This window comes from Skermania piniformis (assembly GCF_019285775.1).
Taxonomy (GTDB): domain Bacteria; phylum Actinomycetota; class Actinomycetes; order Mycobacteriales; family Mycobacteriaceae; genus Skermania; species Skermania pinensis.
The window spans coordinates 3,806,366-3,831,788 of sequence record NZ_CP079105.1 but is presented as its reverse complement, the minus strand read 5'-3'; the positions used below and the strand labels follow the sequence as shown (position 1 = coordinate 3,831,788).

Below are 25,423 nucleotides of genomic sequence, written 5' to 3'. Positions count from 1 at the left end.
TTCTCCCGGTGGCAGCGTTCGTCGGACTCGTAGGGCAGCCTATCGACCGATACCGGGTGCGGGCAGAATGACGTTATGAGTTCGTTCCTAGATCTGCTCGGCCCCCAGCCGATCCGGCTGCCCGAACATGCGGAAGCGGAAGCCGCGCTCGCCGACGGCGTCGATCCGGCTCAGGTGGCAGCCGACGACCCCGCGGCATCGGTGGCGTGGGCCCAATTGGCCGAAGCGGCTCTCGCCGACGGCGCGACGATCACCGCCTACGCCTACGCGCGCACCGGCTATCACCGTGGCCTGGATGCGCTGCGCCGCAGCGGCTGGAAAGGCTTCGGTCCGGTGCCCTACGGTCACGAACCGAATCGCGGATTCCTGCGTTGTGTCGCCGTGCTCGCCCAGGCCGCGCGCGACATCGACGAGCAGGACGAGTACGCCCGCTGTCTGGACCTACTGGAGGACTGCGACCCGCGCGCCGCCTCGGAACTTGGCGTCGAATAGCCGGAGCTCGGCGGTCGGCCGGGTCGCTGCGGCGGCGGTGCCGATCCTGCAGTGCGCGTTGGCGGCGGGCCTGGCCTGGTGGGTATCACACGACCTGCTGCGGCATCCGGAGCCGTTTTTCGCGCCGATCTCCGCGGTGGTCGCGTTGGGTGTATCGCTCGGCTCCCGGGTGCGTCGTTCGCTGGAACTGCTCGTCGGGGTGAGCGTCGGGCTCGGTGTGGGCGACCTGCTGATCGCCCTGATCGGGTCCGGCACCTGGCAGATCATGCTCACCGTCGCCGTGGCCATGGGTGCGGCGGTGGCGTTGGACGGCGGCCCGGTGATCGCGATCCAGGCGGCCGGTTCGGCGGTGCTGGTCGCCGCACTACCGCCGGGCGGCAACGCCGGGACGGATCGGATGATCGACGCGTTGGTCGGTGGCCTGGTCGGGATTGCCGTGGTCGCGGTGGTCCCCACCCACCCGGTGAAACGAGCACGTCGAGTTGCTGCAGATGTACTGGACGTCCTCGGTGCGGCGTTGCGGCAGACCGCCGATGGGCTCGTCGAGCAGAACCCGACGCTGATTCGTGCCGCGCTCGACCGGATACGGGGCACGCAGGACCGGATCGACGAGCTGCGCCTGCAGATTCGAGGCGGCCGCGAGTCCAGTTGGGTGTCGCCGCTCTTCTGGGGCGGAGCTCGGCGTCGGCTGGTCCGATTGGCGGACACGGTCGACCCGTTGGACAACGCGGTGCGCAACGTCCGTGTGTTGGTGCGGCGGGCGCTGACGCTGGTCCGGGACGACGAGATCCTGGACCCGAGGTTGGTCGATGTGGTCGAGCAGCTGGCCGGTGCGGTGGAGGTGGTTCGCGATCTGCTGCTCGCCGATCCGGACGAGCGGCCGAGTCGCGACGATGCGGCTGCCGCGTTGCGCGCAGTTGCCCGGGCGGCCCGGCCGGAGTTGATCGCGGGCGCCGGTCTGTCGACGCACGTCGTCTTCGCCCAGCTGCGTTCGGCAATCGTGGACTTGTTGCAGGTCTGCGGGGTTTCCCGGGTCGCGGCGCTGGCTATTCTGCCGCCGACCGTGCCGAATCCGCACGTGCCACCGGCCCTGTGACCGGTCGATCGACCGGCAAGCTGAGAAGATCCTTGGAATAGGCCTCCCGGTGCGGCGGATGCCGGAAACGGTCACTAGGTTCTAAGTCGGGACGAGCCGACAACACCGATCCCGCCGACTTGATTCAAAGGAAGCCTCGTATCGACTACGGTACGGGGCTTCCTGCCTTTTCGATGCCACGATCTTGCTGGTCCGTGTGATCTGCGGATTTGTCCCCGGTACGAGCTCGAGTAGCCGACTACTCGAGCCTGATCGGGGCATCTGAGCTACCGTCGAGTTATGACCGCCGATACCGGCGCCGACTATCCGGCGGAAAATGACGCCGAATACCTGGTAGAACCTTTATTGGCCGAGGTCGAGGCCCTGGACGAGCTCATTCTCGCTGCAATCCGGCGGCGTACCGCGTTGGCCCGACAGCTCGGGCGGACCATGATCGGGCCGGGCCGGACGGTGTCGTCGCGGAGCCAGCAACATCGGGAACTCGCGGTGCTGCGCCGTTTCGCGGAGTTCGATCAGGAGGGGCGAACGTTGGCCATGGTGTTGCTGCGGCTGGGGCGTGGCCGCCCGGGCCCGGCTCCGTAGCCGAACCCCGTCAGTAACCGAATCTCGTCAGTAACCGAATCGCAGCAGCGACGCGCCGTACCGCGACCAGTCCGAGGGCACGCCGGACAGGTCGAACAGCCCGTAAACCGCGTCGAAGAACACGGCGTTGACCTGCGGCAGGAAGAGCAGGGCGAGCACGACCAGCAGGCCGTAGCCGCCGAACCGGTCGAGCGAGCCGCGGAGGTCCGCCGGCAACCACGGGGCCAACGCGCCGTAACCGTCCAGCCCGGGTACGGGCAGCAGGTTCAGCACCGTGGCGGTCAGTTGGAGAAAAGCCAGGAAGCTCAGGCCGTACCAGAGCGCCGGGGCGGACGCGGTGCTGCCGAAGCGGGCGATCACGATCAGCAGCCCGACTGCGGCGGTCGCATTCACCGCCGGGCCGGCCAGGCTGATCAGCGTCTGGGTCCCCCGCCGTGCCGGGTCGGTCTGCACCAGCACCGCGCCGCCGGGCAGCCCGATCCCGCCCAACGCGATGAACAACACCGGCAGGCCGATCGACAAGACCGGGTTGGCATAGCGCAGCGGGTTCAAGGTCAGATAGCCACGTTGCCGGACCGACCGGTCGCCGGCTCGCCACGCGGTAACTGCATGTGCGAACTCGTGCAGGCACAAGGTCACGATCCAGCCGGCGACGACCAGCAGGAACACCCCGGCCTTCGCGGTCGGACCGGTGGGATCGTCGGTCCGGGCGGCCAGCCAGCCACCGCCGATTGTCACTGCCGCGGTGGCGAGGAAGACCGGGCTCGGGGTCAGCCCGGCCCGACCGCTCAGCGCACCAGTAGCCACTGCTCGTCGTGGCAGTAGAAACTGGCCCGCGTCACCGCCCGGGCGGCGGTCACCCCGTCCCGGGTCACCACGGCGCCGGGGGTGCCCAGTTGCACGGCGCGGCCGGTGACCAGGCGCGGCCGTCGGGCGAAGCGCCGCGGTACCGGCACCGCGAGGCCGGGAAGTGCGGTGGTCGGCTCGATCCGTAACTCGTTGCCGGTGCCGTCGAAGACCAGCGTGTCGTCGCAGTAGGCCTCGCCGGTCAGCGGGCTGCCGTCGACGCCGGTGATCACCGCCCGGCCGACCAGCGCGGCGCCGGTGTCGTCCCGGATCAGCGGGGTCGGCTGCGCGGTGCCGTCGACCGCCAGCCGGGCGGCGGCGGTGCCGTATCCGACGCCGAAGATTCGCCCGGCCGGCGATTTGCCGGCCGGCACGTAACCCAGTTCCAGCTCGAGTCGGCCGGTGCGCAGCAGCCGGGTCAGGATCGCGGCGAGCGCGGCGTCGTCCCCGAGCACCACCAGCCGGCTTGCGGCCGATGCGATCAGGTGCGGGTAGACGTTCTCGTCGAACTCGGTGGCGGTGGGAACGGCGGAGGTGGGGATCGTGGTCAGCGCCGCGAGTGTGATCGGCGCAGGCACATCACCGCAACGCAGGACGAGCGTGCTCACCCGCGTCCTCCTTGTCGACGGCGGTGAGTGCCCGACAGCTCACCGAACGGACCTCAATCCTAAGCGTCGTTTGCCCGCACCGCAGAAACCCGACCGGTCTGCTTCGGCCGATCCGCTCGCCACTGTGCGGCGACCGGCTAACTCGCTGGGAAACCCCCAGGTAGCTGGGCTAGACTGAGCCTCCGGCCACCGCCCGGAGACGGCAGTTTGCTGCAGCGCAGATGCTGCACGTCGACCTCGAGGAGTTCAGACCATGCCGGCAATCGTGCTGATCGGTGCGCAATGGGGCGATGAGGGCAAGGGAAAGGCCACCGATCTGCTGGGCGGCCGCGTGCAGTGGGTGGTCCGTTATCAGGGCGGGAACAACGCCGGGCACACCGTGGTGCTGCCCAACGGCGACAACTACGCACTACACCTGATCCCGTCCGGGATTCTCACCCCGGGCGTGACCAATGTGATCGGCAACGGGGTGGTGATCGATCCGGGGGTGTTGCTGGCCGAGCTGGCCGGGCTGGAACAGCGGGGGGTGGACACCGACGCGCTGCTGCTGTCTGCAGACGCACATTTGATCATGCCGTACCACGTGGCGATCGACAAGGTCACCGAGCGGTTCCTCGGCAACAACAAGATCGGGACGACCGGACGCGGCATCGGTCCGTGCTACATGGACAAGATCGCCCGGGTCGGGGTGCGGGTCGCCGACGTGCTGGACGAGAAGATCCTGGCGCAGAAGGTCGAGGCTGCGCTGGAGATCAAGAATCAGATGCTGATCAAGATCTACAACCGGCGGGCGCTGGACCCGGAGCAGGTTGTGGACGAGGTGCTGTCCCAGGCCGAGGCGTTCCGGTCGCGGATCTGCGATACCCGGCTCCGGCTGAACCAGGCGCTGGATCGCGGCGAGACGGTACTGCTGGAAGGCTCGCAGGGCACCCTGCTCGACGTCGATCACGGCACCTACCCGTATGTGACCTCGTCGAATCCGACGGCCGGCGGCGCCGCGGTCGGGTCCGGGATCGGACCGAACCGGATCGGTACGGTGCTCGGCATCCTGAAGGCGTACACGACCCGGGTGGGTTCCGGCCCGTTCCCCACCGAGCTGTTCGACGAGCACGGCGAGTACCTGGCGAAGGTGGGCGGCGAGGTCGGCGTGACCACCGGCCGGGCGCGCCGGTGCGGCTGGTTCGATGCGGTGATCGCCCGCTACGCCACCCGGGTGAACGGGATCACCGACTACTTCCTGACCAAGCTGGACGTGCTGTCCAGCCTGGCCGAGGTGCCGGTCTGTGTCGGCTATCTGGTTGATGGCGAGCGGACCGACGAGATGCCGATGACCCAGACCGAGATCCACCATGCGCGGCCGATCTACGAGTACCTACCCGGCTGGTGGGAGGACATCTCCGGGGCGCGCCGGTTCGAGGACCTGCCGCCGGCGGCACGCGACTATGTGCTGCGGCTGGAGGATCTGGCCGGCGCGCACGTCTCCTGCATCGGGGTCGGCCCGGGGCGGGATCAGACGATCGTCCGCCGTGACGTCTTGGCCTGAGATATCAGTCCAGTAGCGGAAACTGGCCTGGTCACTCGTTCGGGATCCGCCGGGCCCGGATGGCCGCGAGGTCGGCTTGTTGTCGCTGGCTGTCGCGATCGCTCGACGGGTGGACGAGCAGGGTGCGGGTGCGCCGACGCCGAGCGAGGGCGAGGCGGAAGCGAGTCGTCATCCGTTCAGAGTCCGGGTAATTGGACTTGAATTAAAGATCCAGTTTCGCGATTCTGGTTCCATGGCGATACGGACGGTCGGCGCGGCGACGGTGGCTCGGGACCTCGGCCGGTGGCGGGGTGCCGACGGTGGCCGCGGCGGCCGGCCGGCGTACGTGGCGCTGGCCGAGGGAATCCGGCTGCTGGTGCACGACGGCCGGCTGCCGCTCGGTGTCGCGTTGCCGAGCGAGCGGGACCTGGCCGGGGAATTGGGGGTCAGCCGGACCACGATCACGGCCGCGTATGCCCGGCTACGCGAGCGCGGCTACCTGATCAGCCGGCAGGGCTCGCGCAGCAGCATCGCGTTGCCGACGTCGGCGCAGCCGCCCGGACGCGGGCTGGTCGCCACGATCGCGCCCCCGGAACGGGCCGCGATCGATCTCACCGTGGCGGCGCTGCCGGCGCCGCCGGAACTGGCCGACGCCTACGTTGCGGCGGTCGCCGAGCTGCCGGCCTACCTCGGCACGCACGGGATGGACCCGGTGGGTACCGCGGCCCTGCGCTCGGCGATCGCCGACCGATACACCGCGGCCGGCCTGCCGACCGAGCCGGGACAGGTGCTGGTCACCCTGGGTGCCCAGCACGCGTTGCACCTGTTGTTGACCGCGATGACCGCGCCGGGCGACCGGGTGCTGATCGAACAACCCAGCTATCCGAACGCGATCGAGGCGATCCGGCACGTCGGCGCTCGGCCGGTGCCGGTGGTGTTGCGCCCGGACGACCCGGGCAACGAATGGGACCTGGCCGGGATTCGCAGCGCGGCGCGCCAGAGCGCGGCGAGCTTGGCCTACCTGGTGCCGGACTTCAACAACCCGACCGGGTTGTGCCTGGACGAGGCCGGCCGGGCCGAGCTGGCCGCGATCGCCCGGACCACCCGGATGACGATCGTGATCGACGAGTCGATGCGGTCCCTGGCGCTCGACGTGCCGGTGCCGGCGTCGGTCGCCGGGTTCGCGCGCGGCGCCGAGGTGATCACCATCGGGTCCACGTCGAAAGCGTTCTGGGGCGGGCTGCGGGTCGGCTGGATCCGTGCCCCGCGGCCGTTGCTGATCAAGCTGCTCGGCACCCGATCGACCGTCGATCTGGGCACCCCGGTGGTGGACCAGCTGGCCGCGGTGCAGCTGTTCGCGATCGAGGATCGGCTGCTGTCGGCCCGCCGCGACCGGTTACGCCGGCAGCGGGCGGCGTTGCTCGGCGCGCTGGCCGAATTCCTCCCGGACTGGACGCCGGCGCCCGGCGTCGGCGGGATCTCGGCCTGGGTACAACTGCCGACGCCGGTGTCCTCGGCGCTCGCCGCGACCGCGCCGAACCACGGCGTACTGCTGGCCGCGGGCACCCGGTTCGGCGTCGACGGCGCGTTCGAACGGTTTCTTCGTCTGCCCTTCGCCTGCCCCGAGGCGCAGCTACGACTCGCGGTGCAGGCGATCGCGCAGGCCTACGCGGCGCTCGCGCCGGCAAGCGACGAGCTGACCGCGGCGCTGGTCCGGTGAGCCCGCGCTCGAGCGGGACGGCTCAGTGGCCGCCGTGTTCCTTCAGCCGGGCGAACGACCGGGTCACCTCGGCCTCGGCGGCTTCCCGACCGACCCACTCCGAGCCTTTTACGAACTTGCCCGGCTCCAGGTCCTTGTAACGCTCGAAGAAGTGCTTGATCGCGGCCAACTCGAACTCCGGCACATCGGTCAGTTCCTGCACCGAGTCCCAGCGGACGTCGTCCGCCGGCACCGCCAGAACCTTGTCGTCGCCGCCCTTTTCGTCGGTCATCCGGTACATCGCGACCGGTCGCACCTTGATCAGCACACCCGGGAACACCGGCTCGGGCAACAGCACCAGCACATCCAGCGGGTCGCCGTCCTCGCCGAGGGTGTCCTCGATGTAGCCGTAGTCGGCCGGATACACCATCGAGGTGTAGAGGTAGCGGTCGAGTCGGATCCGGCCGGTTTCGTGGTCGATCTCGTACTTGTTTCGCTGCCCTTTGGGGATCTCGATGGTGGCATCGAATTCCACGCCGTGCTCCTTCGATTCGGGTTCGTCCGGGGGAAGGGTAGCGCTCCGACGATAGGCTGATATCGCAGACTGTGGAGAGCGGAGGCCAGCTTGGCGAGCCAGGGCAAGAAATCGATCGGCTACCTGGCGCGGCGGCGGCGCAACATCCGCGCACTCCTGGTGTCGATCGTGCTGCTGCTGCTCGGCGTCACCGGCGCGCTGATCCTCGTGCACGTGGTTCCGCTGCGGGCCGACGCCGCGCGCGGTGGGCTGGTCGTCGCGCCGGAGCCGCCGCCGGTGACCCCGCAGCCGCAGCTCGCCGCCTTGCCCGCCGCCGCCCCGACACCGGACCCGACGGCGCTGGCGAACCTCTTGCGCGAGCCGTCCAGCAATCCGGACCTGGGCAGCTTCAGCGGGATCGTCTCGGATGCGGCGACCGGGCAGGTGCTCTGGTCCACCGGACCGGAGCGGCCGATGACGCCGGCATCCACGGTCAAGGTGCTGACCGCGGCGGCCGCGCTGTCGGCATTGCCGGCCGATCACCGGGTGGCTACCGACGTCGTCCGGGGAACGGCACCGAATGAGCTGGTGCTGGTCGGGCGGGGCGACCCCACGGTGACCGCGCAACCGCTCGGCAAACCGAACATCTACCCGGGCTCGGCGCATCTGGACGATCTGGTCGAGCAGATAAAACGCAGCGGCGTGCAGCCGGACACGATTCTGGTCGACACCTCGGCCTACACCGGCCCGGCGCTGGCGCAGGGCTGGCAGCCGGGCGACGTCGGCGGCGGCTACATCGCGCCGATCGAGCCGGTGATGATCGACGGTGCCCGGCTGGATCCGTTGGCGGCCGAGCCGCCGCGCAGCCCCACCCCAGCGCTCGATGCCGGCCGGATGCTGGCCACCGCACTCGGCGTCGACCCGGCGAACGTGCGGCTGGGCCGGGCGCCGGCCGGTGCCGCGCCGGTGGCCGGCGTGCGGTCGGCGCCGCTGCGGGATCGGTTGGCGCAGATGATGGGCGCCTCGGACAACGTGCTGGCCGAGGCGGTGGGCCGGGAGATCGCGATCGGCCGCGGCGCCGAGCCGTCGTTCGCCGGCACGGTCACCGCGATCGGCGACACGCTGCGCGAGGCCGGGTTCGATCTGGCCGGGCTCACCTTGCACGACGCCAGCGGGCTGTCGGTGGACGATCGCGCGCCGGCGCAATTGCTGAACCAGGTGTTGGCCCAGGCGAGCGGGCCGGAGAAGCCGATGCTGCGGCCGATGCTGGACTACCTCCCGGTGGCCGGCGCGACCGGCACGCTGGCCGACCGGTACGCCGCCGCGAACCGCGCCGGGGCGGGCTGGGTCCGGGCCAAGACCGGGACGTTGTCCGATGCCAGCGCGTTGGCCGGGTACGTGGTGGACGACGATGAACGGGTGTTGACCTTCGCCTTGATGTCCAACGGTCGCTCGCTCGAGCTGAGCCGACCGGCTCTCGACGCGCTGGCGTCGACGCTGCGCACCTGCGGTTGCCGATGATGAGCGGGAACGGGCCGGAGACCGGCCGGCAGACCGACGGCGAGGCCCGGCGCGCCCTGGGTGATGCGGTCGACTGGACGGTGGCGGCGCGGGTCGGGGCGCGGCTCGGTCCGCGCGGGCCGGCGATGTCGCGCTACACCGCCGACCAGGTACACGACGAACTCGCGGTCGCCGCGGTCCGGGCGCAGGACCCGGTGCGCGAGGTGACCGGTCTGGCCGGCGGGCTGGTGCTGTCCGACGCGGAGGTGACCGACCGGCCGGGCTGGGTGCGGATTGCTGCCCGGTCGATGGGCGCGCTCGCCGGTGCCACGGACACGCCGCCGGGTGGCGGCACCGGTATCGGGGCGAAGGTCGCGGGGGTGCAGGCCGGCGGGATGCTGGCGTTCCTGTCCGGCGCGATCCTCGGCCAGTACGACCCGTTCGGCCGCGCGGGCGGGGTGCTGGCGCTGGTCGCGCCGAACGTGGTCGGGGTGGAGCGGGCACTCGCCGTGCCGCCGGCCGATTTCCGGCTCTGGGTGTGTGTGCACGAGGTGACCCACCAGGTGCAGTTCGCGGCCTCGCAGTGGTTGGCCGACTACATGCAGGAATCGGTGGCGCTGCTCGGCGACGTCGGTGCCGAACCGGTCACCGACCTGGCCGGTCGGGTGCTGACCGCGGTCCGGGGCGGCACCGGGGCCGACGGCGACGGTGCGGACGGCGAGTCGCCGGGCGGGGTGGTCGGCGTGCTGCGCGCCACGTTGCCGCACAGCCAGCGGATCGCGCTGGACCGGCTACTGGTGCTCGGCACGCTGTTGGAGGGCCACGCCGATCACGTGATGGACGCGGTCGGCCCGGCGGTCGTGCCGTCGGTGTCGCAGATCCGCGCCGCGTTCGACGCCCGCCGTCAGCAACCGCGTGGCCTGGTGCAGCGGCTGATCCGGGCGCTGCTCGGCATGGACGCCAAGATGCAGCAGTACGTGCGGGGCAAGGCGTTCGTCGACGCAGTGGTAACCCAGGTGGGAATGGCCGAGTTCAACACCGTGTGGTCGGGTCCGGAGACGTTGCCGTTGCCGGCCGAGATCGAAGCTCCGCAACAGTGGATCAGCCGGGTCCTCGACTAGCCGAGACGCCGGCGGTGTCGGCGCTGCGGCAGGCGGTGCGGCGGTGGCTGGCCGAGTATGCGGCCGGCCGGTCGGTCGGGGTAGCGCTGTCCGGGGGGGCCGACTCGACCGCGCTGACCGCCGCCGCGGTCGCCGAGGCCGGGTCGGTCACCGCGTTGGTGGTCGATCACGGATTGCAGTCGGACTCGGCCGCGGTCGCCGCGCAGGCGGCGGCGACCGCGCGGGAACTGGGCTGTGTTGCTGCTCGGGTGCTCCCGGTCCGGGTGGGCCGCGCTGGCGGCCCCGAGGCGGCGGCCCGACGGGCTCGCTACGCCGCGCTCGACGCAGCCCGCGCCGGATCCCCGGTCCTGTTCGGCCATACCCTCGACGACCAGGCCGAATCGGTACTGCTGGGGCTCGGCCGCGGCTCCGGCCCGCGCTCGATCCAGGGGATGCGGCCGTTCGACCCGCCGTGGGGCCGGCCGTTGCTAGCCGTTCGCCGCACGGTTACCCGGCAGGCGTGCGCAGACCTGGGGGTGACTCCCTACGAAGACCCGCACAACAGCGCACCCGAGTTCACCCGGGTGCGGCTGCGCACCGAGGCGTTGCCGCTGCTGGAACAGATCCTCGGTGGCGGCGTCGCGCCCGCCCTGGCCCGGACCGCGACCCAGCTGCAGGAGGACGGCGCGGTGCTCGACGCCGCTGCCGTCGAGCTGCTGACGAACGCCGGCGCCGGCGCCGGGCTGTCGGTCGCAGTGCTGGCCGCGGCCCCGCCGGCGGTGCGACGGCGCACGGTGCGCGCCTGGCTGCGCGGTGCCGGCGTCACCGCGTCCACCGACCGGCACCTGCGGGCGGTGGATCGGCTGGTCACGGACTGGCACGGGCAGGGCCCGGTCGCGGTCGGCGGCGCCGGGACGGGCGCGCGGTTGGTCGTGGCCAGGCGGCATGGCAGGCTGGCGCTGGAACGCGCCGTCGTGAGCTGAGAGGGAAGACTGGCTTGTGCGCCGAGGACATCTACGCTGGTGATATCGCTTCGGTACTGCAGTCCGAGCAGGCGATCCGAGCCCGGGTAGCCGAGCTGGCCGCCGAGATCGCCGAGCGGTACCCCGCCGGTGATCCGGCCGGCGACCTGCTGCTGGTCGGCGTGCTCAAGGGCGCGATCTTCTTCATCACCGACCTGGCCCGGGCCTTGCCGGTGCCGACCCAACTGGAATTCATGGCGGTCAGCTCGTACGGTTCGGCCACCTCGTCGTCCGGGGTGGTCCGCATCCTGAAAGATCTGGACCGCGACATCGCCGGCCGGAACGTGCTGATCGTCGAGGACATCATCGATTCCGGGCTGACGCTGTCCTGGCTGATCCGCAACCTGTCCAGCCGCAGCCCGGCATCGCTGCAGGTGGTGACGTTGTTGCGCAAGCCGGATGCGGTCCGCGCCGAGGTGGACGTGCAGTACATCGGGTTCGATATTCCGAACGAGTTCGTCGTCGGCTACGGCCTGGACTACGCCGAGCGCTACCGCGACCTGCCCTATATCGGCACGCTCGACCCGAAGGTCTACACCCCGTAGCGGTTACTCCAGCAGGTACCGGCATTGCCGGCGGCGCAGACTTTGCAGCTGGAAGTATGGTCGCCGGAACGGAGTCGCGCAGCGAACCGTGCCATAGCTCGGGTCGGTCAGCAGGAGAGAGAATCCGATGGACGTCCCCACCTGGGTCTGGTTCGGCACGATCGCCGCTATCGCGGGGTTGCTTGTCTTCGACTACGTCTTCCACGTACGTAAAGCGCATATCCCGACCTTGCGCGAGGCGTCGATCTGGTCGGCGATCTACGTCGGCGTCGCGATCGTCTTCGGCATCGGCGTTCTGGTGTTCGGTGGCCGCCAGATGGGTACCGAGTACTTCGCCGGATGGGTGACCGAGAAGGCGCTCTCGGTCGACAACCTTTTCGTGTTCCTGGTGATCATGGGGAGCTTCAAGGTGCCCCGCGAGGATCAGCAGAAGGTTTTGCTGTTCGGCATCACCTTCGCGTTGGTCGCCCGGTCGGTGTTCATCGCGGCCGGCGCGGCGCTGATCACGACTTTCGCCTGGACCTTCTACCTGTTCGGGTTGATCCTGCTGGTCACCGCGGGCAACTTGCTGAAGTCGGACGACCACGACGACGACGCGGACAACGTGGTCGTGCGGATCGCCCGCCGAATCTTCCACACCACCGATTACTACGACGGCGACAAGCTGTTCACGAGGGTGAACGGTCGCCGCGCGCTGACCCCGATGTTGCTGGTTATGGTCGCGATCGGTGGCACGGATCTGCTCTTCGCGCTCGACTCGATTCCGGCGATCTTCGGTTTGACCGAGAACGTCTATGTGGTGTTCACCGCGACGGCGTTCTCTCTGCTCGGACTCCGGCAGCTCTACTTCCTGATCGACGGGCTGCTCGATCGCCTGGTGTATCTGTCCTACGGCCTTGCGGTGATCCTCGGGTGGATCGGGGTAAAGCTGATCTTGCATGCCCTGCACGAGAACAACCTGCCGTTCATCAACAACGGCGAGCACGTCGATGTCGTCGAGATCCCGACGTGGCTCTCGCTTGCGGTGATCGTGGCGGTGCTGGTGGTGACCATCGTCGCATCGCTGACCAGCCCGAAGGGTCGGGCGCTGAGCGCCATCCGCGGTGCCCGCCGCCATGCCGCGGACTATCTCGATCTCGGCTACACCGCGGACGCCGGGGAACGCGAGCGGGTCTACGCCAAGCTGCGGGCCGAGGAGAAGGTGTTGCGGGCGCTGCCGGAGAAGTACCGGAACGAGCTGCGGACCGAGGAGAAGGATCTGCTGGAACTGATTCAGCAGGTCCACCGGCAACACGGATAGATCGGGTCTCGCAGACAGCGTCCGATCACCCGAGGCACGCCGTGCGGTACGGCCTTCGGATTGCTTCCCGCTCTCGGCTCAGGAGTTCACGCCCGTCGACAACTTTCACCGCCGGCAACACCGGCCACGTGCGCCGAGCGGTACGTCGACGGGAAGTATGGACGCCGGAACCCGACTCTGATAGCACCGTGCTATGGATGTCCATCTGCGTGATCTACGTTACTTCGTCGCAGTTGCTGAAGAATTGCACTTCACCAATGCGGCGCAGCGATTGGAGGTGGCGCAGCCGACGTTGTCGCGGCAGATCCGACAGCTGGAGAAGCAACTGGACACCGTCTTGTTCGATCGCGATCAGCGCAGCGTGGCGCTGACCCGGGCCGGGCGGGAACTACTGGTCGGGGCCCGGAAGGTGCTCGCCGACTGGGACCAGACCGACGAGGGCCTACGGCGGACCGACCGGGTGTTGCAAATCGGTATCCACCCAGCCGGCGAACACGGACTGCTGCCCCGGTTCGAGGAGGAGAGCGGTGTTCGGCTGGTCCCCTACGCCGCTTCGGGAATCGACCGGACCAGCGGCCTGGCCGACCATCGTGCCGACCTTGCGCTGGTCTGGCTGCCGCTACCGGACCCCGACCGGTACCGCTGGATCGTGCTGCAGTCACAGCAACAATGGGTGCTGTTGGCGGAGGGGCATCGGCTGGCCGCGGCCGAGGAGATCGACGCGGGCGATCTCGAGAAACTGTCCCAGGTCGGCGGCGAGCGCACCGAGGATCAGCTGGAGGAGCTCACCCGCGGGCACGGCATTCTGCTGCTGCCCCGCGACAGTGTCGCGTTGTACCGCTGGCCGGGCGTGGCGGCGCGCCCGGTCAGCGGCCTGCCGCCGACCGAACTGGCGCTGGCCTGGCGGGCCGACGACGACCGGGAACTGGTCCGGGCCGTGGTCGACGCCGCGACGGCCGCGCCCGATGATCAGACGCCGCGCGCCCGGTCCTCGTAGCTGCGCCGCGCCACCGGGTCGACGTCGTCGGTGAACGCGTGATCGACCCCGAGCATCCGACCCAACCGCTCGCTCACCCGCCGCGGCACGAAGTTCTGCGAGTCGACCAGCACGCCGGCGATCCGGGTCACCGCAACCTCCGGCCGTGGGTGCAATATCAGATCGGCGACCGCCGCCGCCACCTCGTGCGGTTCGGCGTTGCGCAACAGCCGTGGTTTCGCGGTTCCGGCGATCAGCTCGGTGTTGGTGAAGGTCGGCAACACTGCCGAGAACTCCACCCCGGTGCCGTGGTACTCCATCCGCAACGTGTCGGTGAAGCCGAGCACCGCGTATTTCGACGCACAGTAGGTCGCCGCGCCGGCCATCGGTGTCTTCCCGGCCAGTGACGCGACGTTGATCACGTGGCCGGAACCGCGCGCCAGCATCCGCCGCAGCGCCAGCTTGGAGCCGAGGATCACCCCGTAGACGTTGATGTCGAGCACCCGCCGGGTGACCGCGTCCGGTTCGTCGGCCAACCTGCCGAGCGGCATGATCCCGGCGTTGTTGACCAGCACGTCGATCGGTCCCAGGGTGCGTTCGACCTGGTCCAGGAAGGCGTCGAAGGACTCTTCGGCGGTGACGTCCAGCAGGCCGGCGACCTCCAGGCCGAGATCGGCGCCGGTCGTCTTCACCGTCGCTTCGTCGACGTCCCCGATGGCCACCCGGGCGCCGTCCGCGTGCAGCTTGCGGGCGGTCGCCAGGCCGATCCCGCGCGCGCCGCCGGTGATCACGACGACCTTGCCGGCCACGGTGGGCGTCGCCGGGGTGGTCCGGCTCATCGGGACAGTCCGAGCTTGCGCAGGCCCCGGGCGCCGGCCGCGCGCATCACGCCGAACGCGACGCCCACCTTGGCCGGTGAATACGGGAACCAGAGCAGTTCCTTGGTTTGGGTGGGCAGCCGCGGGGTGGTGATCGCCTGCACCCGGCAGTACTTGAGTAGGCCGGCCGCGCCGCCCCACCGGGCGCCGACCCCGGAGTCCTTCCACCCGCCCATCGGCAGGGCGTAGCTGAACAGGTTGGCGAAGGCGTCGTTGATGTTGACGGCGCCGACGTCGAGCCGGCGGGCGATCTGCTCGCCGCGGTTCCGGTCCCCGGTCCACACCGTGGCGGACAGCCCGTACTGCGAGTCGTTGGCCAGTCGGATCGCTTCGTCGGCGTCGGCGACCTTGATCACCGGCAGGGTCGGCCCGAACGTCTCCTCCTGCACGCAACTCATGTCCTGGGTGACGTCCACCAGCACGGTCGGCTCGAAGAAGGTACCGACCCCGGTGGGCTTGCCGCCGACCACCACCTGCGCTCCCGCCGCGACCGCCTCGTCGACGTGCCGGGCGACGATGTCGCGTTGCGTTTGCGTGGCCATCGCGCCGACATCGTGCTCGATGTCCTTGCCGTCCTGGCCCTGACGCAGCTCGGCGACGTTGCGGGTGAGCTTGTCGACGAACTCCTGGTAGACCGGCGCCTCGACGTAGACCCGCTCGATCGAGATACACACCTGGCCGGAGTTGAACATCCCGCCGTAGGCGATGCCGGCCGCCGCGCGATCGATATCGGCGTCGGCCAGCACGATCGCCGGATCTTTGCCGCCGAGTTCCAAGCTGTACGGCAGCAGCCGTTCGGCACAGGCCTTCGCGATCGAGCGGCCGGTTCGGGTGGAACCGGTGAACTGCACGTAGTCCACGTTCTCCACCACGGCCGCACCGGTGCCGCCCCGGCCGGTGGCCAGGGCCAGCACCGGCGGGGCTCCGATCTCGGTCCAGCCGCGGGCGAACTCGACCGCCGACAGCGGGGTGACCTCGGACGGCTTGAGCAGGACCGCGGCGCCCGCCGTCAAGGCGGGGATCACGTCCAGGCCGGGCATCGCGAACGGGAAGTTCCACGGGGTGATCACGCCGACCACCGGGTACGGCCGGTACACCGTGGTCAGCTTCTTCACCTTGGCCAGCGGATTGTGCGGGGTCGGGTGCTGCTCGGCGAGGAACTTCTCGGCGTTGCGCGCGTAGTAGCCGATCAGATCCGCGACGAACAGCGGCTCGACACTGGCGTCCACCCGCGCCTTGCCGGATTCGGACTGGACGGTTGCGGTGATCCGGTCCGCGTTGTCGAAGATCCAGTCCTGGAACTTCAGCAGCCAGTCCTTGCGCCCGCTCGGGCCCAGCGCCGCCCAGGCCGGCTGATGCCGACGCAGATCGGCGACCTTGGTCGTCACGGTCTCCGCAGTGTCGATCTGGACCTTGCCGACGATCGTGCCGTCGGCCGGGTTGGGCACCTCGATCACGTTCGGCTCGTCGGCCGTGCGATCGATCTGCGGTGCGCTTGTGGTCATCGTCGACCCCTCCTGGTGTCCGGTGGCCCGTTACTCGACGGCCGGTCCCTCGATAGTGACACGCCAGGCCGTCAGAATGAGCCGGGTCACACTTGCCGGATTCGGCGCAGCGGTGGTACGTCCTTCGGCGGCACCCGCCGCTCGGGCAGTTCGTCGAGCAGTCGGGTGGTGGTTGCGGCGATCTCGGCGACCGCCCGGTCCACCGCGGCGCGATTGGTCGCCGACACAGCCGACAACCCACCGACCTTGCGGACGTATTGCAGCGCAGCTGCGGTGATCTCTTCCGGCGTCGCCGCGGGCTCCAGGCCGCGCAGCGCGGTGATGTTGCGGCACATGCCGACGAGCCTACGGCGGAATCGGGGAACATCACGGGCGAGCGGCACGTTGTCCCGATGAACGCGTTGCGTGGCCCGGCCGGCGCGCGCGGTAGCCTGAGAACCCCGGAGGGGCCGACCACCCATATGACGAACCGAATCGATGCGATATGAACCGCAAGACCGTTTTTCGGAACCTGGCGATCATCGCCGGCATCTTGCTGGTGATCTACGCGTTCAGCTACTTCGGTAACGACACTCGGGACTGGAAAAGTGTCGACACGTCGGTCGCTGTCGCGCAATTGCAGAGCAAGAACGTCGACAAGGTCCGGATCGACGATCGCGAGCAACAACTCCGGCTCACGCTGAAGAGCGGTAACGAGTCCACCGGCAACGCCACGCAGATCATCGCGACCTATCCGAACGCGGCGGCGGATTCGATCTTCCAGACGGTGCAGAACTCCGGCGCCACCGAATACGACACCAAGGTGACCCAGGAGAGCTGGTTCACCCAGATCTTGCTGTTCGTGCTGCCGATGGTGATCCTGCTCGGTTTGTTCGTGTTCGTGATGGGCCGGATGCAAGGCGGCGGTCGGGGCGGGGTGATGGGCTTCGGCAAGTCGAAGGCCAAGCAGTTGGCCAAGGACATGCCCAAGACCACGTTCGCCGATGTCGCCGGCGCCGACGAGGCGGTCGAAGAGCTCTACGAGATCAAGGACTTCCTGCAGAACCCGGCTCGCTACCAGGCGCTGGGCGCGAAGATTCCGAAGGGCGTGCTGCTCTACGGCCCGCCCGGCACCGGTAAGACGCTGTTGGCGCGCGCGGTCGCGGGCGAGGCCGGCGTGCCGTTCTTCACCATCTCCGGGTCCGATTTCGTCGAGATGTTCGTCGGGGTCGGCGCCTCCCGCGTGCGCGACCTGTTCGAGCAGGCCAAGCAGAACAGCCCGTGCATCATCTTCGTCGACGAGATCGACGCGGTCGGTCGGCAGCGCGGCGCCGGGCTGGGCGGCGGGCACGACGAACGTGAGCAGACGCTGAACCAGCTGTTGGTCGAGATGGACGGATTCGGTGATCGCACCGGAATCATCCTGATCGCGGCGACCAACCGGCCGGACATCCTGGACCCGGCATTGCTGCGCCCGGGCCGGTTCGACCGGCAGATCCCGGTCGGCGCGCCGGACCTCGCCGGCCGCCGGGCGATCCTGCGGGTGCATTCGCAGGGCAAGCCGATCGCGCCGGACGCCGACCTCGAGGGTCTGGCCAAGCGCACGGTGGGGATGTCCGGTGCCGACCTGGCCAACGTGATCAACGAGGCGGCCCTGCTCACCGCGCGGGAGAACGGCACCTTGATCACCAGCGCCGCGCTGGAGGAGTCGGTCGACCGGGTGATCGGCGGCCCGCGGCGCAAGAGCCGGATCATCAGCGAGCACGAGAAGAAGATCACCGCCTATCACGAGGGTGGGCACACCCTGGCGGCGTGGGCGATGCCGGACATCGAGCAGGTGTACAAGGTCACGATCCTGGCCCGCGGTCGCACCGGCGGGCACGCGATGACGGTGCCCGAGGACGACAAGGGCATGATGACCCGCTCGGAGATGATCGCCCGCCTGGTGATGGCGATGGGTGGCCGCGCGGCCGAGGAGCTGGTTTTCCACGAGCCGACCACCGGCGCCGCCTCGGACATCGACCAGGCCACCAAGATCGCCCGATCGATGGTCACCGAGTACGGGATGAGCGCTCGGCTCGGCGCGGTCCGGTACGGCGAAGATCAGGGTGACCCGTTCCTGGGCCGGACGATGGGCACCGCGCCGGACTACTCGCACGAGGTCGCCCGGGAGATCGACGAAGAAGTGCGCAACCTGATCGAGGCGGCGCACACCGAGGCATGGGCGATCCTGAACGAGTACCGGGACGTGCTGGACGTGCTCGCCGCACAGTTGCTGGAACGGGAGACGCTGCACCGCAAAGACCTGGAACAGATCTTCACGTCGGTGGAGAAGCGGCCGCGGATCACCGCGTTCAACGATTTCGGCGACCGGGTGCCCTCGGACAAGCCACCGGTGAAGACGCCGCGCGAGCTGGCGGTCGAGCGCGGCGAGCCGTTCCCGCCGATCCCGGTCCCGAGTGTGCCGCGGGACACGCCGGGCAACGGTTACCCGATGCCGCGTGAGTACCGCGTCCCGCCCAACGGCCATCCGAGTCCCGGTCATCCCGTGCGCGGTGAGCCGGCTGCCGCGGCCCCCGCGCGCGGCTCCCGGCCCGACTACGGTGCGCCGGCGAATTGGTCCGCCCCGGGCTGGCCGCCGCCGGACCCGGAGCCGGAACGGAACCCGGAGTCGTCTGCGGCCGACGGTGGCGCACACCGGTGGGCCGAGCCCACGGCCGAATGGCCCGGTCCGCGCCCGTCGGCCTGGCCCGATCCGGATTCGGATCGGGACTCGAATCGGGATTCGGAGTCGGAGTCGGAGAACGCTGCCTGGTCCGGGCCGCACCAGCCGCTGAACATCCCGGATCGGCTCGCCGGTCAGCATGCGCGGGTGGACACCGACCCACTGCTCGACAGTTGGCCGGGCGGTAGCGCGTATCGCAACGGCGACAGCTATCCGGATCGGCGCGACTACCCCGATGATCCGGATGCCGACAACTCGGGCCGACGACGCTGACAGCCGGTACTCTCGGTTCGATTCCGGATACTCCGGGCCACCCAGGCTCGTCCGGCGAGCCGGAAAAGCAGACCGCAGGTAGGCAGAGCGTCGGCCGGGCAGAGGGAAGGTAGCCGCCGTGATCGATCAGATCGACGACGAGCAGGTGAACGGGTCGGGCGCAGAAACGGCGTTGGAGACCGGGCGGCCGTTCGACCGGGCCCGGGCCGAAGCCGCAGTTCGCGAACTGCTCATCGCGGTCGGTGAAGACCCGGACCGGCCGGGGCTGATCGACACCCCGGCGCGGGTCGCCCGGGCCTACCGAGAAGTCTTCGCCGGCCTCTACACCGATCCGGACCGGGTGCTCGACACCACGTTCGACGAGGGGCATCGAGAGCTGGTGCTGGTTCGCGACATCCCGATGTACTCCACCTGCGAACACCATCTGGTCTCGTTCCACGGCACCGCGCACGTCGGCTATATCCCGGGTCCGAGCGGCCGGGTCACCGGATTGTCCAAGATCGCCCGACTGGTCGATCTCTATGCCAAGCGGCCGCAGGTGCAGGAACGGCTGACCCGCGAGATCGCGGACGCGTTGATGCGCAAGCTGGCGCCGCGGGGCGTGATCGTGGTGATCGAGGCGGAACACCTGTGCATGGCGATGCGCGGTATCCGGAAACCCGGGGCGAGCACCACGACGTCCGCCGTGCGCGGACTGTTCCAGTCCAGCGCGGTGTCGCGGGCCGAGGCGCTCGACCTGATCCTGCGCTCCCGATGAGCGCCATCCGGTGACCGAACTGCCCGTCCCACCGCCGGACCGCGGCTGCGTGGTCATGGGGGTGCTGAACGTGACCGGCGACTCGTTCTCCGACGGTGGCCGGTTTGTCGATCCGGCAGCGGCGATATCGCACGGCCTCGCGCTGCACGCCGCCGGCGCGGACCTGGTGGACGTCGGCGGCGAATCCACCCGGCCCGGGGCGCACCGGATCGACCCGGAACTGGAGATCGCGCGGATTCGACCGGTGATCACCGAGCTGGCCGCCGCGGGCGTCCGGCTCAGCGTGGATACCATGCGCGCCGCGGTTGCCGAGGCAGCGTTGGCTGCCGGCGCGACGGTGGTCAACGACGTGTCCGGCGGGAAGGCCGACCCCGACATGGCTCGGGTGGTGGCCGACGCGCAGGTGCCGTGGATTCTCATGCATTGGCGGGCGGACCCCGGGCACCGGCATTCCGGCTCGACCGCTCGCTACGGCGACGTGACGGCCGAGGTACGCGCGGAACTGGCCGCACAGGTCGAGTATGCGGTGGCCGCCGGGGTGGCGCTGCGCCGTCTGGTGATCGATCCGGGGCTCGGCTTCGCCAAGGAGGCCGCACACAACTGGGCGTTGCTCGCCGGTCTGCCCGACCTGTCGATCCACGGGCTGCCGGTGCTGATCGGCGCCTCGCGAAAGCGGTTTCTCGGTGCGCTGCTGGCCGATTCGACCGGCCCCCGGCCACCGGACCGCCGCGAGGTCGCCACTGCCGCGATCTCGGCGCTGGCCGCCCTGCGCGGCGCGTGGGGTGTGCGGGTGCACGACGTGCCGGCCACGGTGGATGCGGTGCGGACGGCAACCGCCTGGCGCCGGGCGGAACTCGTGCCGAGCGGGCTGGAATCGGCCGGACCGGGGTGGGGCGGGCCGGCGCGATGAACGATCGAATCGAGTTGTCCGGGCTGCGGGTTCGGGGCACGCACGGCGTGTTCGAGCACGAGCGTCGAACGGGCCAGGACTTCGTGGTCGACCTGCGGCTGTGGCTCGATCTGCGTCCGGCCGCGGCGTCCGACGAGCTCGCCGAGACGGTCGACTACGGCGAACTCGCCGACCGGGTGGTGGCGATCGTCGCCGGCCCGCCGCGCGACCTGATCGAGACGGTTGCGAGCGAGATCGCCGACGCCGTGTTGGCCGACCCGCGGGTGGCGCGGGTAGAGGTGGTACTGCACAAGCCGGAAGCCCCGATCGCGCATCGTTTCGACGACGTCGCCGTCGTCCTGCGCCGCCCACCGGACGGGTGGCCCGGATGACCGGCGCAGCATCATGAGTCGCGCCGTGTTGTCGATCGGGTCGAACCTGGGGGATCGATTGGCCTGGTTGCAGTCGGTGCCGGACCGGTTCGGCGCGCGGGTCGAGGCGATCTCGGCGGTCTACCGAACGGCCCCGTGGGGTGGTGTCGAGCAGGAGGATTTCCTCAACGCGGTCGTCGTCGTCGACGATCCGGCGCGCAGCTGTCCGGATTGGCTGCGGATCGGCCACGAGCTGGAGGATGCGGCCGGCCGCACCCGGGAGGTTCACTGGGGACCACGCACGCTCGATGTGGACGTGATCACCTGCGGTGGCCGGCTCGACACGCCGGAGCTGACCCTGCCGCATCCCCGCGCACATCAGCGGGCGTTCGTGCTGCGGCCGTGGCTGGACGTGCAGCCGGCGGCGGCGCTCGAGGTCGGTGGACGGACGCGCCCGGTCGTCGAGTGGTACGCGGCCCTGCCGGCCGCCGAACGGGCCGGGGTCCACCGAACCGAGTTGCTCCTGGAGCGGCGGCGGTGACCAAACCGACCCGACTCTGGGACCTGGTGGTGCTGTTGCTGGTGGCGACCGTCGCTACCTGGTTGCTGGTCCGTGTCGCATACGGCAGCCTGCCGCCGATCCCGCTGTACGCCGGCGCGTCGCTCTACCCGGTTGCGCTGGTCGAAGTGATCGCCGCCTTCCTGATCCGGGCGCGGATCGACGACCGGCGGATCGGTACCGGTCCGCGCGAGTTGAATCCGCTGACCGCGGCGAAAGCGGCGGCGCTGGCGAAGGCATCGGCATTGGTCGGAGCGGCGTCGGCCGGGGTCTGGCTGGGCTTTCTGCTGTTCGTGCTGCCGCAACGCCGGATTCTGCGCGCCGCCGTCGAGGACTTCCCCGGGGCACTTGTGGGGCTGGTAGCTGGACTTTTGCTAGTGGCGGCGGCACTCTGGTTGGAGCATTGCTGTAGCACTCCGGAGGACCCCACGAAAACCGGCAGCGCCGGACCGGCGCAACCCTCGGCGGGATAATCGCGATACCGGTCGGTAACCCGCGGGAAAAAGCTGCGCAGAGCTCGACCTGACGGCAGATACCGACCAGGTCGGCGTTGCCACCGTGCGATTCCGGTGCGACGGTTACGCTGGTTGCGTGGGTGTGTCCGCTCGGATAGGCAAGCTCCGGCCTCCGGCATCGCTGGTCGTCGGGGTTATCGTCGCGCTCGGTGTGGCGGCGAGTGCGGTACTCGTGTTCAGTCAGAGTGCCCAGATGCTCCGGATCGGTGTGGTCGTCGGCTTGTGGTCCGCTGTTCTGGGCGTATTCGCGATGGTTCGGTATCGCCGTGAGTCGCTCGCCGATCGTGCCAAGCTGGCGGATCTGCAGCAGGTGTACGAGCTCGAGCTCGATCGTGAGATCGCTGCGCGACGCGAGTTCGAGAACCGATTGCGCGGCGGAGCCGCGGCTGCGGAGCTCGGTCACCCGGATATAGCGGCGCTACGGGCCGAATTGACTTCCTTGCGGTCGAACCTGGAGGCCCTGTTCGGCGGCGGCCTACCGGTCGAGCGGCTTGCCCTCCGCGCCCAGCTGACCCGGGTGCAGGAGCTGACCTCGACCGCGTTCCAGAATTTTCAGCCGTCCGCATCCGGATTGCTGGTACCGGACGGGACTCCGCCGGCACCCCAGTTCGCTCCCGAGGTGACCGATCGCCCACAGTTCGCCAACCCGGACGACGAGCCGCTCACCGTCGAGACGGCGGTGGTGAGCGAGACGGCGGTGGTCGGCAATGTCGCGGCGGTAAGTAATACCGCCGTGAGTAATGCCGCGGTGGTGAGCTTGGAGTCGGGGTCGTTGGTCCTCCCGGTCGGGGTGAGTGCGACCGGGTGGACCGAGTGGTGGGGAATCGGCGCCGGGCCGGCCACCAACGGTGCCAAGCCGGCCATGCCAGCCGAGCCGCCCCCGCCGGCTGAGCCGGCCGAGCCCGAGACACCGGCTGCCGAAACCGCGGAGACCGAGACACCCGACACCAAGGCACCCGACACCGAAGCGCCCGACAGCGAGACCGACACCGACGGGCCCGATGCCGGTGCATCCGCGACCGAGCTGGCATCGATCGGCCTGGACAGCCCGCGCCGGCGCCGCAGGATCGATGCGGACGAGTCCACCGCCGAGGCCGACGGCTCCCACACCGAAGGCTTGTCGGTGGCCCAGATTCTGGCCAACCTGCAGGCCGAGCGCGCGGGCGCGTGAACGTCGCGCACAAGTGAGGCCCAGATCACGTCCCGGCGCGGACTCGTGCGTCGCCGTGGCGGTTACCCTTCTCTCGTAACGTCTGGTACCCGCCGTAGCGGGACTGGAACGAAGCGCCCGAGAGGACAACGGTGACCTCACTGGCCTATGCCGATCCGGCGCCGGCGCGGTTGACCGTCGGTGTCGTGTCCGCCGGCCGCGTCGGTAGCGCGCTCGGCGCGGCGCTGGAGCGGGTCGGCCATGTGGTCTTCGGGGTATCGGCAAACTCCGCCAGGTCGATTCATCGTGCGCGCACCCGGCTGCCGGAAGCGCGCATCCTGCCGGTCGAGCGGGTCGCGGCGCAGGCCGAATTGTTGCTGCTGGCGGTGCCGGATACCGAGCTGGCCGGGGTGGTGGATGAGCTGGCCGCGGCGGACGCGGTGCGCCCCGGCACCATCGTCGTGCACACCGCGGGAGCTTGGGGGATCGCGGTGCTGGGCCCGCTCGCCGCGCTCGGTGCCCGACCACTGGCGATCCATCCCGCGATGACCTTCACCGGGCACGAGGAGGATGCCGCTCGGCTGGCCGGCGCGTGCTTCGGAATCACCGCCGCGGACGAGGTGTCGTATGCGATCGCGCAGTCGCTGGTCCTGGAGATCGGCGGCGAGCCGGTCCGGGTGCCCGAACACCAGCGCACGCTGTACCACGCGGCTCTCGCGCACGGCAGCAATCACCTGGTGACGCTGGTTGTCGATGCCGCGGAAGCGCTGCGTAGCGCGCTGGCCGGGGTCGAACTGCTCGGTCAGCAACGGGTCGATCCGGCGCCCAACGGGCTCGCCGAGCGGTTGCTGGCACCCCTGTTGTCGGCCGCACTGGACAATGCGTTGCGCCGCGGCACGGCCGGGCTGACCGGTCCGGTGGCGCGCGGCGACGCCGCCGCGGTCGCCGCGCACCTGGCCGCGCTCACCACCCTCGATCCGCAGCTCGCCGCCGGTTATCGGGCGATGTCGTTACGGACCGCCCAGCACGTCGGCAGCGACGCCGAACTGATCGATCTTCTGGAGCAGCGATGACCCCCGATCCCGCGCTGCGGACCGCGTTCCGTCCGGGCGAACTCACCGTGCATCACGATCCGACGGTGGTCACCCGGGTCTCCGAGGCCCTGCGCTCGGTCGGTCGCACCGTCGCGCTGGTCCCGACGATGGGGGCACTGCACGACGGGCATCTGGCCTTGGTCCGGGCGGCACGGCGGCACAACTCCGTGGTGATCGTATCGATCTTCGTGAACCCGTTGCAGTTCGGCGCCGGTGAGGACCTCGACGCCTACCCGCGGACATTCGATGCCGACCTCGCGTCGCTGCGCGACGCCGGGGTGGAGCTGGTATTCGCGCCGAGTGTCGCCGACATGTATCCGACCGGACCGCGGACCACCGTGCAACCCGGTCCGGCCGGCGCCGACCTGGAGGCCGGAACTCGGCCGACACATTTCGCCGGAATGCTCACGGTCGTAGCGAAATTGCTGCAGATCGCGCGTCCGCGAGAGGCGTTCTTCGGCGAGAAGGACTACCAGCAGCTGGTTCTGATCCGGCAGATGGTCGCCGACCTGAATTTCGGTACCCGGATCGTGGCGGTGCCGACCGTCCGCGAGCGGGACGGCTTGGCGATGTCCTCGCGTAACCGTTATCTCGATCCGGCACAACGGGAATCGGCGACGGCGCTGTCCGCGGCGCTGGCCGCGGGAGCGCATGCAGCGAGCGCCGGCCCGGACGCGGTGCTGGCTGCCGCGCGCGCGGTGGTCGACGCGGCCTCCGGTATCGAGCTGGACTACCTGGAACTGCGCGACGCCGATCTGGGGCCGGCGCCGACCCAGGGGATGGGCCGACTACTGATCGCCGTCCGGGTGGGCGGCACCCGATTGATCGACAACACCGCCGTCCGGATCGGTGCGGCGATCGAAGACCATCCCGGCGGGCAGACCACGCCCGTTCGGGCGTCCGGATAGCCGCCGACCGGCGCGCGA

Annotated in this window: 27 protein-coding genes; 20 read left to right on the top strand and 7 right to left on the bottom strand. The window is 69.9% G+C overall.

The genetic code is table 11. The annotated features are described in order from the left end of the window. Window positions 1-75: 75 nt before the first annotated feature. The 3 genes from KV203_RS17945 (at window position 76) to KV203_RS17935 (ending at window position 2,170) form a co-directional block, all read left to right on the top strand. Window positions 76-492, top strand: coding sequence for a DUF3151 domain-containing protein (locus KV203_RS17945; RefSeq protein WP_066469474.1), 417 nt, complete (start codon window positions 76-78; stop codon window positions 490-492). Continuing rightward, entirely contained in the window at window positions 479-1,588 is a 1,110-nt protein-coding gene (locus tag KV203_RS17940; protein WP_066469475.1) for an FUSC family protein, read from the top strand. Before KV203_RS17945 ends, KV203_RS17940 begins: the two co-directional genes overlap by 14 nt. Window positions 1,589-1,867: 279 nt before the next feature. Further along, on the top strand, window positions 1,868-2,170 hold the full coding sequence (locus KV203_RS17935; protein ID WP_066469476.1) for a chorismate mutase family protein: 303 nt from the start codon (window positions 1,868-1,870) through the stop codon (window positions 2,168-2,170). Window positions 2,171-2,197: 27 nt separating this feature from the next. Here the strand turns inward: KV203_RS17935 and KV203_RS17930 are convergent, their stop codons facing one another. Both KV203_RS17930 and KV203_RS17925 read right to left on the bottom strand, forming a co-directional pair. Next, the gene (locus KV203_RS17930; protein WP_066469479.1) at window positions 2,198-2,977 is read right to left on the bottom strand and encodes a site-2 protease family protein; all 780 of its coding nucleotides are present in this window, start codon (window positions 2,975-2,977) and stop codon (window positions 2,198-2,200) included. Next, complete coding sequence (locus KV203_RS17925; protein WP_066469481.1) at window positions 2,959-3,624, bottom strand: hypothetical protein; 666 nt, start codon at window positions 3,622-3,624, stop codon at window positions 2,959-2,961. The genes KV203_RS17930 and KV203_RS17925 overlap by 19 nt, the downstream gene beginning before the upstream one ends. Window positions 3,625-3,877: 253 nt before the next feature. Here KV203_RS17925 and KV203_RS17920 point away from each other — a divergent pair, with 253 nt between their 5' ends. Next, window positions 3,878-5,167: an adenylosuccinate synthase gene (locus KV203_RS17920; RefSeq protein WP_066469483.1), complete on the top strand. Its 1,290-nt coding sequence runs from the start codon at window positions 3,878-3,880 to the stop codon at window positions 5,165-5,167. A 31-nt stretch (window positions 5,168-5,198) separates the two neighbouring features. On the opposite strand, the gene KV203_RS17915 is transcribed toward KV203_RS17920, so the two are convergent. Next, window positions 5,199-5,339 (bottom strand): hypothetical protein, encoded by a 141-nt coding sequence (locus tag KV203_RS17915; RefSeq protein ID WP_157079775.1) that lies wholly within the window; start codon window positions 5,337-5,339, stop codon window positions 5,199-5,201. A 60-nt stretch (window positions 5,340-5,399) separates the two neighbouring features. On the opposite strand from KV203_RS17915, the gene yczR reads away from it, so the two are divergent. Further along, window positions 5,400-6,866, top strand: coding sequence for a MocR-like transcription factor YczR (gene yczR, locus KV203_RS17910; RefSeq protein ID WP_066469485.1), 1,467 nt, complete (start codon window positions 5,400-5,402; stop codon window positions 6,864-6,866). Window positions 6,867-6,888: 22 nt separating this feature from the next. Here the strand turns inward: yczR and KV203_RS17905 are convergent, their stop codons facing one another. After that, window positions 6,889-7,380 carry an inorganic diphosphatase gene (locus tag KV203_RS17905; protein WP_066469486.1) on the bottom strand — a complete coding sequence of 164 codons (492 nt, stop codon included), beginning with the start codon at window positions 7,378-7,380 and terminating at the stop codon, window positions 6,889-6,891. 90 nt (window positions 7,381-7,470) lie between these two features. Between KV203_RS17905 and dacB the strand changes: the two genes are divergently transcribed. The 6 genes from dacB (at window position 7,471) to KV203_RS17875 (ending at window position 13,823) form a co-directional block, all read left to right on the top strand. Continuing rightward, a complete protein-coding gene (dacB, locus tag KV203_RS17900; protein WP_066469487.1) occupies window positions 7,471-8,880 on the top strand; it encodes a D-alanyl-D-alanine carboxypeptidase/D-alanyl-D-alanine endopeptidase in 1,410 nt (469 codons plus the stop codon). Further along, the gene (locus KV203_RS17895) at window positions 8,877-9,980 is read left to right on the top strand and encodes a zinc-dependent metalloprotease (protein WP_373279219.1); all 1,104 of its coding nucleotides are present in this window, start codon (window positions 8,877-8,879) and stop codon (window positions 9,978-9,980) included. The genes dacB and KV203_RS17895 overlap by 4 nt, the downstream gene beginning before the upstream one ends. Further along, window positions 9,956-10,942: a tRNA lysidine(34) synthetase TilS gene (gene tilS, locus KV203_RS17890; protein WP_066469490.1), complete on the top strand. Its 987-nt coding sequence runs from the start codon at window positions 9,956-9,958 to the stop codon at window positions 10,940-10,942. Before KV203_RS17895 ends, tilS begins: the two co-directional genes overlap by 25 nt. A 29-nt stretch (window positions 10,943-10,971) precedes the next feature. After that, complete coding sequence (hpt, locus tag KV203_RS17885) at window positions 10,972-11,526, top strand: hypoxanthine phosphoribosyltransferase (RefSeq protein WP_066469642.1); 555 nt, start codon at window positions 10,972-10,974, stop codon at window positions 11,524-11,526. A gap of 127 nt (window positions 11,527-11,653) precedes the next feature. Then, on the top strand, window positions 11,654-12,826 hold the full coding sequence (locus tag KV203_RS17880) for a TerC family protein (RefSeq protein WP_066469492.1): 1,173 nt from the start codon (window positions 11,654-11,656) through the stop codon (window positions 12,824-12,826). A 193-nt stretch (window positions 12,827-13,019) separates the two neighbouring features. Further along, window positions 13,020-13,823: a LysR family transcriptional regulator gene (locus KV203_RS17875; protein WP_066469494.1), complete on the top strand. Its 804-nt coding sequence runs from the start codon at window positions 13,020-13,022 to the stop codon at window positions 13,821-13,823. Here KV203_RS17875 and KV203_RS17870 read toward each other — a convergent pair. The 3 genes from KV203_RS17870 to KV203_RS17860 form a co-directional block, all read right to left on the bottom strand. Next, window positions 13,796-14,641 carry an SDR family oxidoreductase gene (locus KV203_RS17870; protein WP_066469496.1) on the bottom strand — a complete coding sequence of 282 codons (846 nt, stop codon included), beginning with the start codon at window positions 14,639-14,641 and terminating at the stop codon, window positions 13,796-13,798. The two genes, KV203_RS17875 and KV203_RS17870, sit on opposite strands and share 28 nt — an antisense overlap. Then, entirely contained in the window at window positions 14,638-16,185 is a 1,548-nt protein-coding gene (locus KV203_RS17865) for an aldehyde dehydrogenase family protein (RefSeq protein WP_066469497.1), read from the bottom strand. The genes KV203_RS17870 and KV203_RS17865 overlap by 4 nt, the downstream gene beginning before the upstream one ends. An 86-nt stretch (window positions 16,186-16,271) precedes the next feature. Beyond that, window positions 16,272-16,520 (bottom strand): DUF2277 domain-containing protein, encoded by a 249-nt coding sequence (locus KV203_RS17860; RefSeq protein ID WP_066469498.1) that lies wholly within the window; start codon window positions 16,518-16,520, stop codon window positions 16,272-16,274. A 149-nt stretch (window positions 16,521-16,669) separates the two neighbouring features. Between KV203_RS17860 and ftsH the strand changes: the two genes are divergently transcribed. The 9 genes from ftsH to panC all read left to right on the top strand — a co-directional run bounded on the left by ftsH (window position 16,670) and on the right by panC (window position 25,405). Then, a complete protein-coding gene (gene ftsH, locus KV203_RS17855) occupies window positions 16,670-19,162 on the top strand; it encodes an ATP-dependent zinc metalloprotease FtsH (RefSeq protein WP_083529984.1) in 2,493 nt (830 codons plus the stop codon). Window positions 19,163-19,283: 121 nt separating this feature from the next. Further along, complete coding sequence (gene folE / locus KV203_RS17850; RefSeq protein ID WP_373279221.1) at window positions 19,284-19,919, top strand: GTP cyclohydrolase I FolE; 636 nt, start codon at window positions 19,284-19,286, stop codon at window positions 19,917-19,919. A gap of 55 nt (window positions 19,920-19,974) precedes the next feature. Then, on the top strand, window positions 19,975-20,829 hold the full coding sequence (gene folP, locus KV203_RS17845) for a dihydropteroate synthase (protein ID WP_066469644.1): 855 nt from the start codon (window positions 19,975-19,977) through the stop codon (window positions 20,827-20,829). Beyond that, complete coding sequence (gene folB / locus KV203_RS17840; RefSeq protein WP_066469646.1) at window positions 20,826-21,200, top strand: dihydroneopterin aldolase; 375 nt, start codon at window positions 20,826-20,828, stop codon at window positions 21,198-21,200. Before folP ends, folB begins: the two co-directional genes overlap by 4 nt. A 13-nt stretch (window positions 21,201-21,213) precedes the next feature. Continuing rightward, on the top strand, window positions 21,214-21,720 hold the full coding sequence (gene folK, locus KV203_RS17835; protein ID WP_066469502.1) for a 2-amino-4-hydroxy-6-hydroxymethyldihydropteridine diphosphokinase: 507 nt from the start codon (window positions 21,214-21,216) through the stop codon (window positions 21,718-21,720). Beyond that, window positions 21,717-22,211, top strand: a complete 495-nt coding sequence (locus KV203_RS17830) for a DUF3180 domain-containing protein (protein WP_066469503.1) — start codon at window positions 21,717-21,719, stop codon at window positions 22,209-22,211. Before folK ends, KV203_RS17830 begins: the two co-directional genes overlap by 4 nt. A gap of 118 nt (window positions 22,212-22,329) precedes the next feature. Next, window positions 22,330-23,424 carry a DUF6779 domain-containing protein gene (locus KV203_RS17825; RefSeq protein WP_217995962.1) on the top strand — a complete coding sequence of 365 codons (1,095 nt, stop codon included), beginning with the start codon at window positions 22,330-22,332 and terminating at the stop codon, window positions 23,422-23,424. 131 nt (window positions 23,425-23,555) lie between these two features. After that, window positions 23,556-24,476 carry a Rossmann-like and DUF2520 domain-containing protein gene (locus tag KV203_RS17820; protein ID WP_066469507.1) on the top strand — a complete coding sequence of 307 codons (921 nt, stop codon included), beginning with the start codon at window positions 23,556-23,558 and terminating at the stop codon, window positions 24,474-24,476. Then, window positions 24,473-25,405: a pantoate--beta-alanine ligase gene (panC, locus tag KV203_RS17815; RefSeq protein ID WP_066469509.1), complete on the top strand. Its 933-nt coding sequence runs from the start codon at window positions 24,473-24,475 to the stop codon at window positions 25,403-25,405. Before KV203_RS17820 ends, panC begins: the two co-directional genes overlap by 4 nt. Window positions 25,406-25,423: the final 18 nt, after the last annotated feature.

What these genes read in the sequence shown, in the direction of transcription:
- yczR (WP_066469485.1), top strand. Translation starts at nt 5,400, where the DNA reads ATGGCGATACGGACGGTCGGCGCGGCGACGGTGGCTCGGGACCTCGGC.
- KV203_RS17920 (WP_066469483.1), top strand. Translation starts at nt 3,878, where the DNA reads ATGCCGGCAATCGTGCTGATCGGTGCGCAATGGGGCGATGAGGGCAAG.
- ftsH (WP_083529984.1), top strand. Translation starts at nt 16,670, where the DNA reads ATGAACCGCAAGACCGTTTTTCGGAACCTGGCGATCATCGCCGGCATC.
- KV203_RS17895 (WP_373279219.1), top strand. Translation starts at nt 8,877, where the DNA reads ATGATGAGCGGGAACGGGCCGGAGACCGGCCGGCAGACCGACGGCGAG.
- folB (WP_066469646.1), top strand. Translation starts at nt 20,826, where the DNA reads ATGAACGATCGAATCGAGTTGTCCGGGCTGCGGGTTCGGGGCACGCAC.
- KV203_RS17915 (WP_157079775.1), bottom strand. Translation starts at nt 5,339, where the DNA reads ATGACGACTCGCTTCCGCCTCGCCCTCGCTCGGCGTCGGCGCACCCGC.
- folP (WP_066469644.1), top strand. Translation starts at nt 19,975, where the DNA reads ATGGGGGTGCTGAACGTGACCGGCGACTCGTTCTCCGACGGTGGCCGG.
- KV203_RS17865 (WP_066469497.1), bottom strand. Translation starts at nt 16,185, where the DNA reads ATGACCACAAGCGCACCGCAGATCGATCGCACGGCCGACGAGCCGAAC.
- KV203_RS17870 (WP_066469496.1), bottom strand. Translation starts at nt 14,641, where the DNA reads ATGAGCCGGACCACCCCGGCGACGCCCACCGTGGCCGGCAAGGTCGTC.
- KV203_RS17935 (WP_066469476.1), top strand. Translation starts at nt 1,868, where the DNA reads ATGACCGCCGATACCGGCGCCGACTATCCGGCGGAAAATGACGCCGAA.
- KV203_RS17860 (WP_066469498.1), bottom strand. Translation starts at nt 16,520, where the DNA reads ATGTGCCGCAACATCACCGCGCTGCGCGGCCTGGAGCCCGCGGCGACG.
- KV203_RS17880 (WP_066469492.1), top strand. Translation starts at nt 11,654, where the DNA reads ATGGACGTCCCCACCTGGGTCTGGTTCGGCACGATCGCCGCTATCGCG.
- panC (WP_066469509.1), top strand. Translation starts at nt 24,473, where the DNA reads ATGACCCCCGATCCCGCGCTGCGGACCGCGTTCCGTCCGGGCGAACTC.
- KV203_RS17875 (WP_066469494.1), top strand. Translation starts at nt 13,020, where the DNA reads ATGGATGTCCATCTGCGTGATCTACGTTACTTCGTCGCAGTTGCTGAA.
- folK (WP_066469502.1), top strand. Translation starts at nt 21,214, where the DNA reads ATGAGTCGCGCCGTGTTGTCGATCGGGTCGAACCTGGGGGATCGATTG.
- KV203_RS17945 (WP_066469474.1), top strand. Translation starts at nt 76, where the DNA reads ATGAGTTCGTTCCTAGATCTGCTCGGCCCCCAGCCGATCCGGCTGCCC.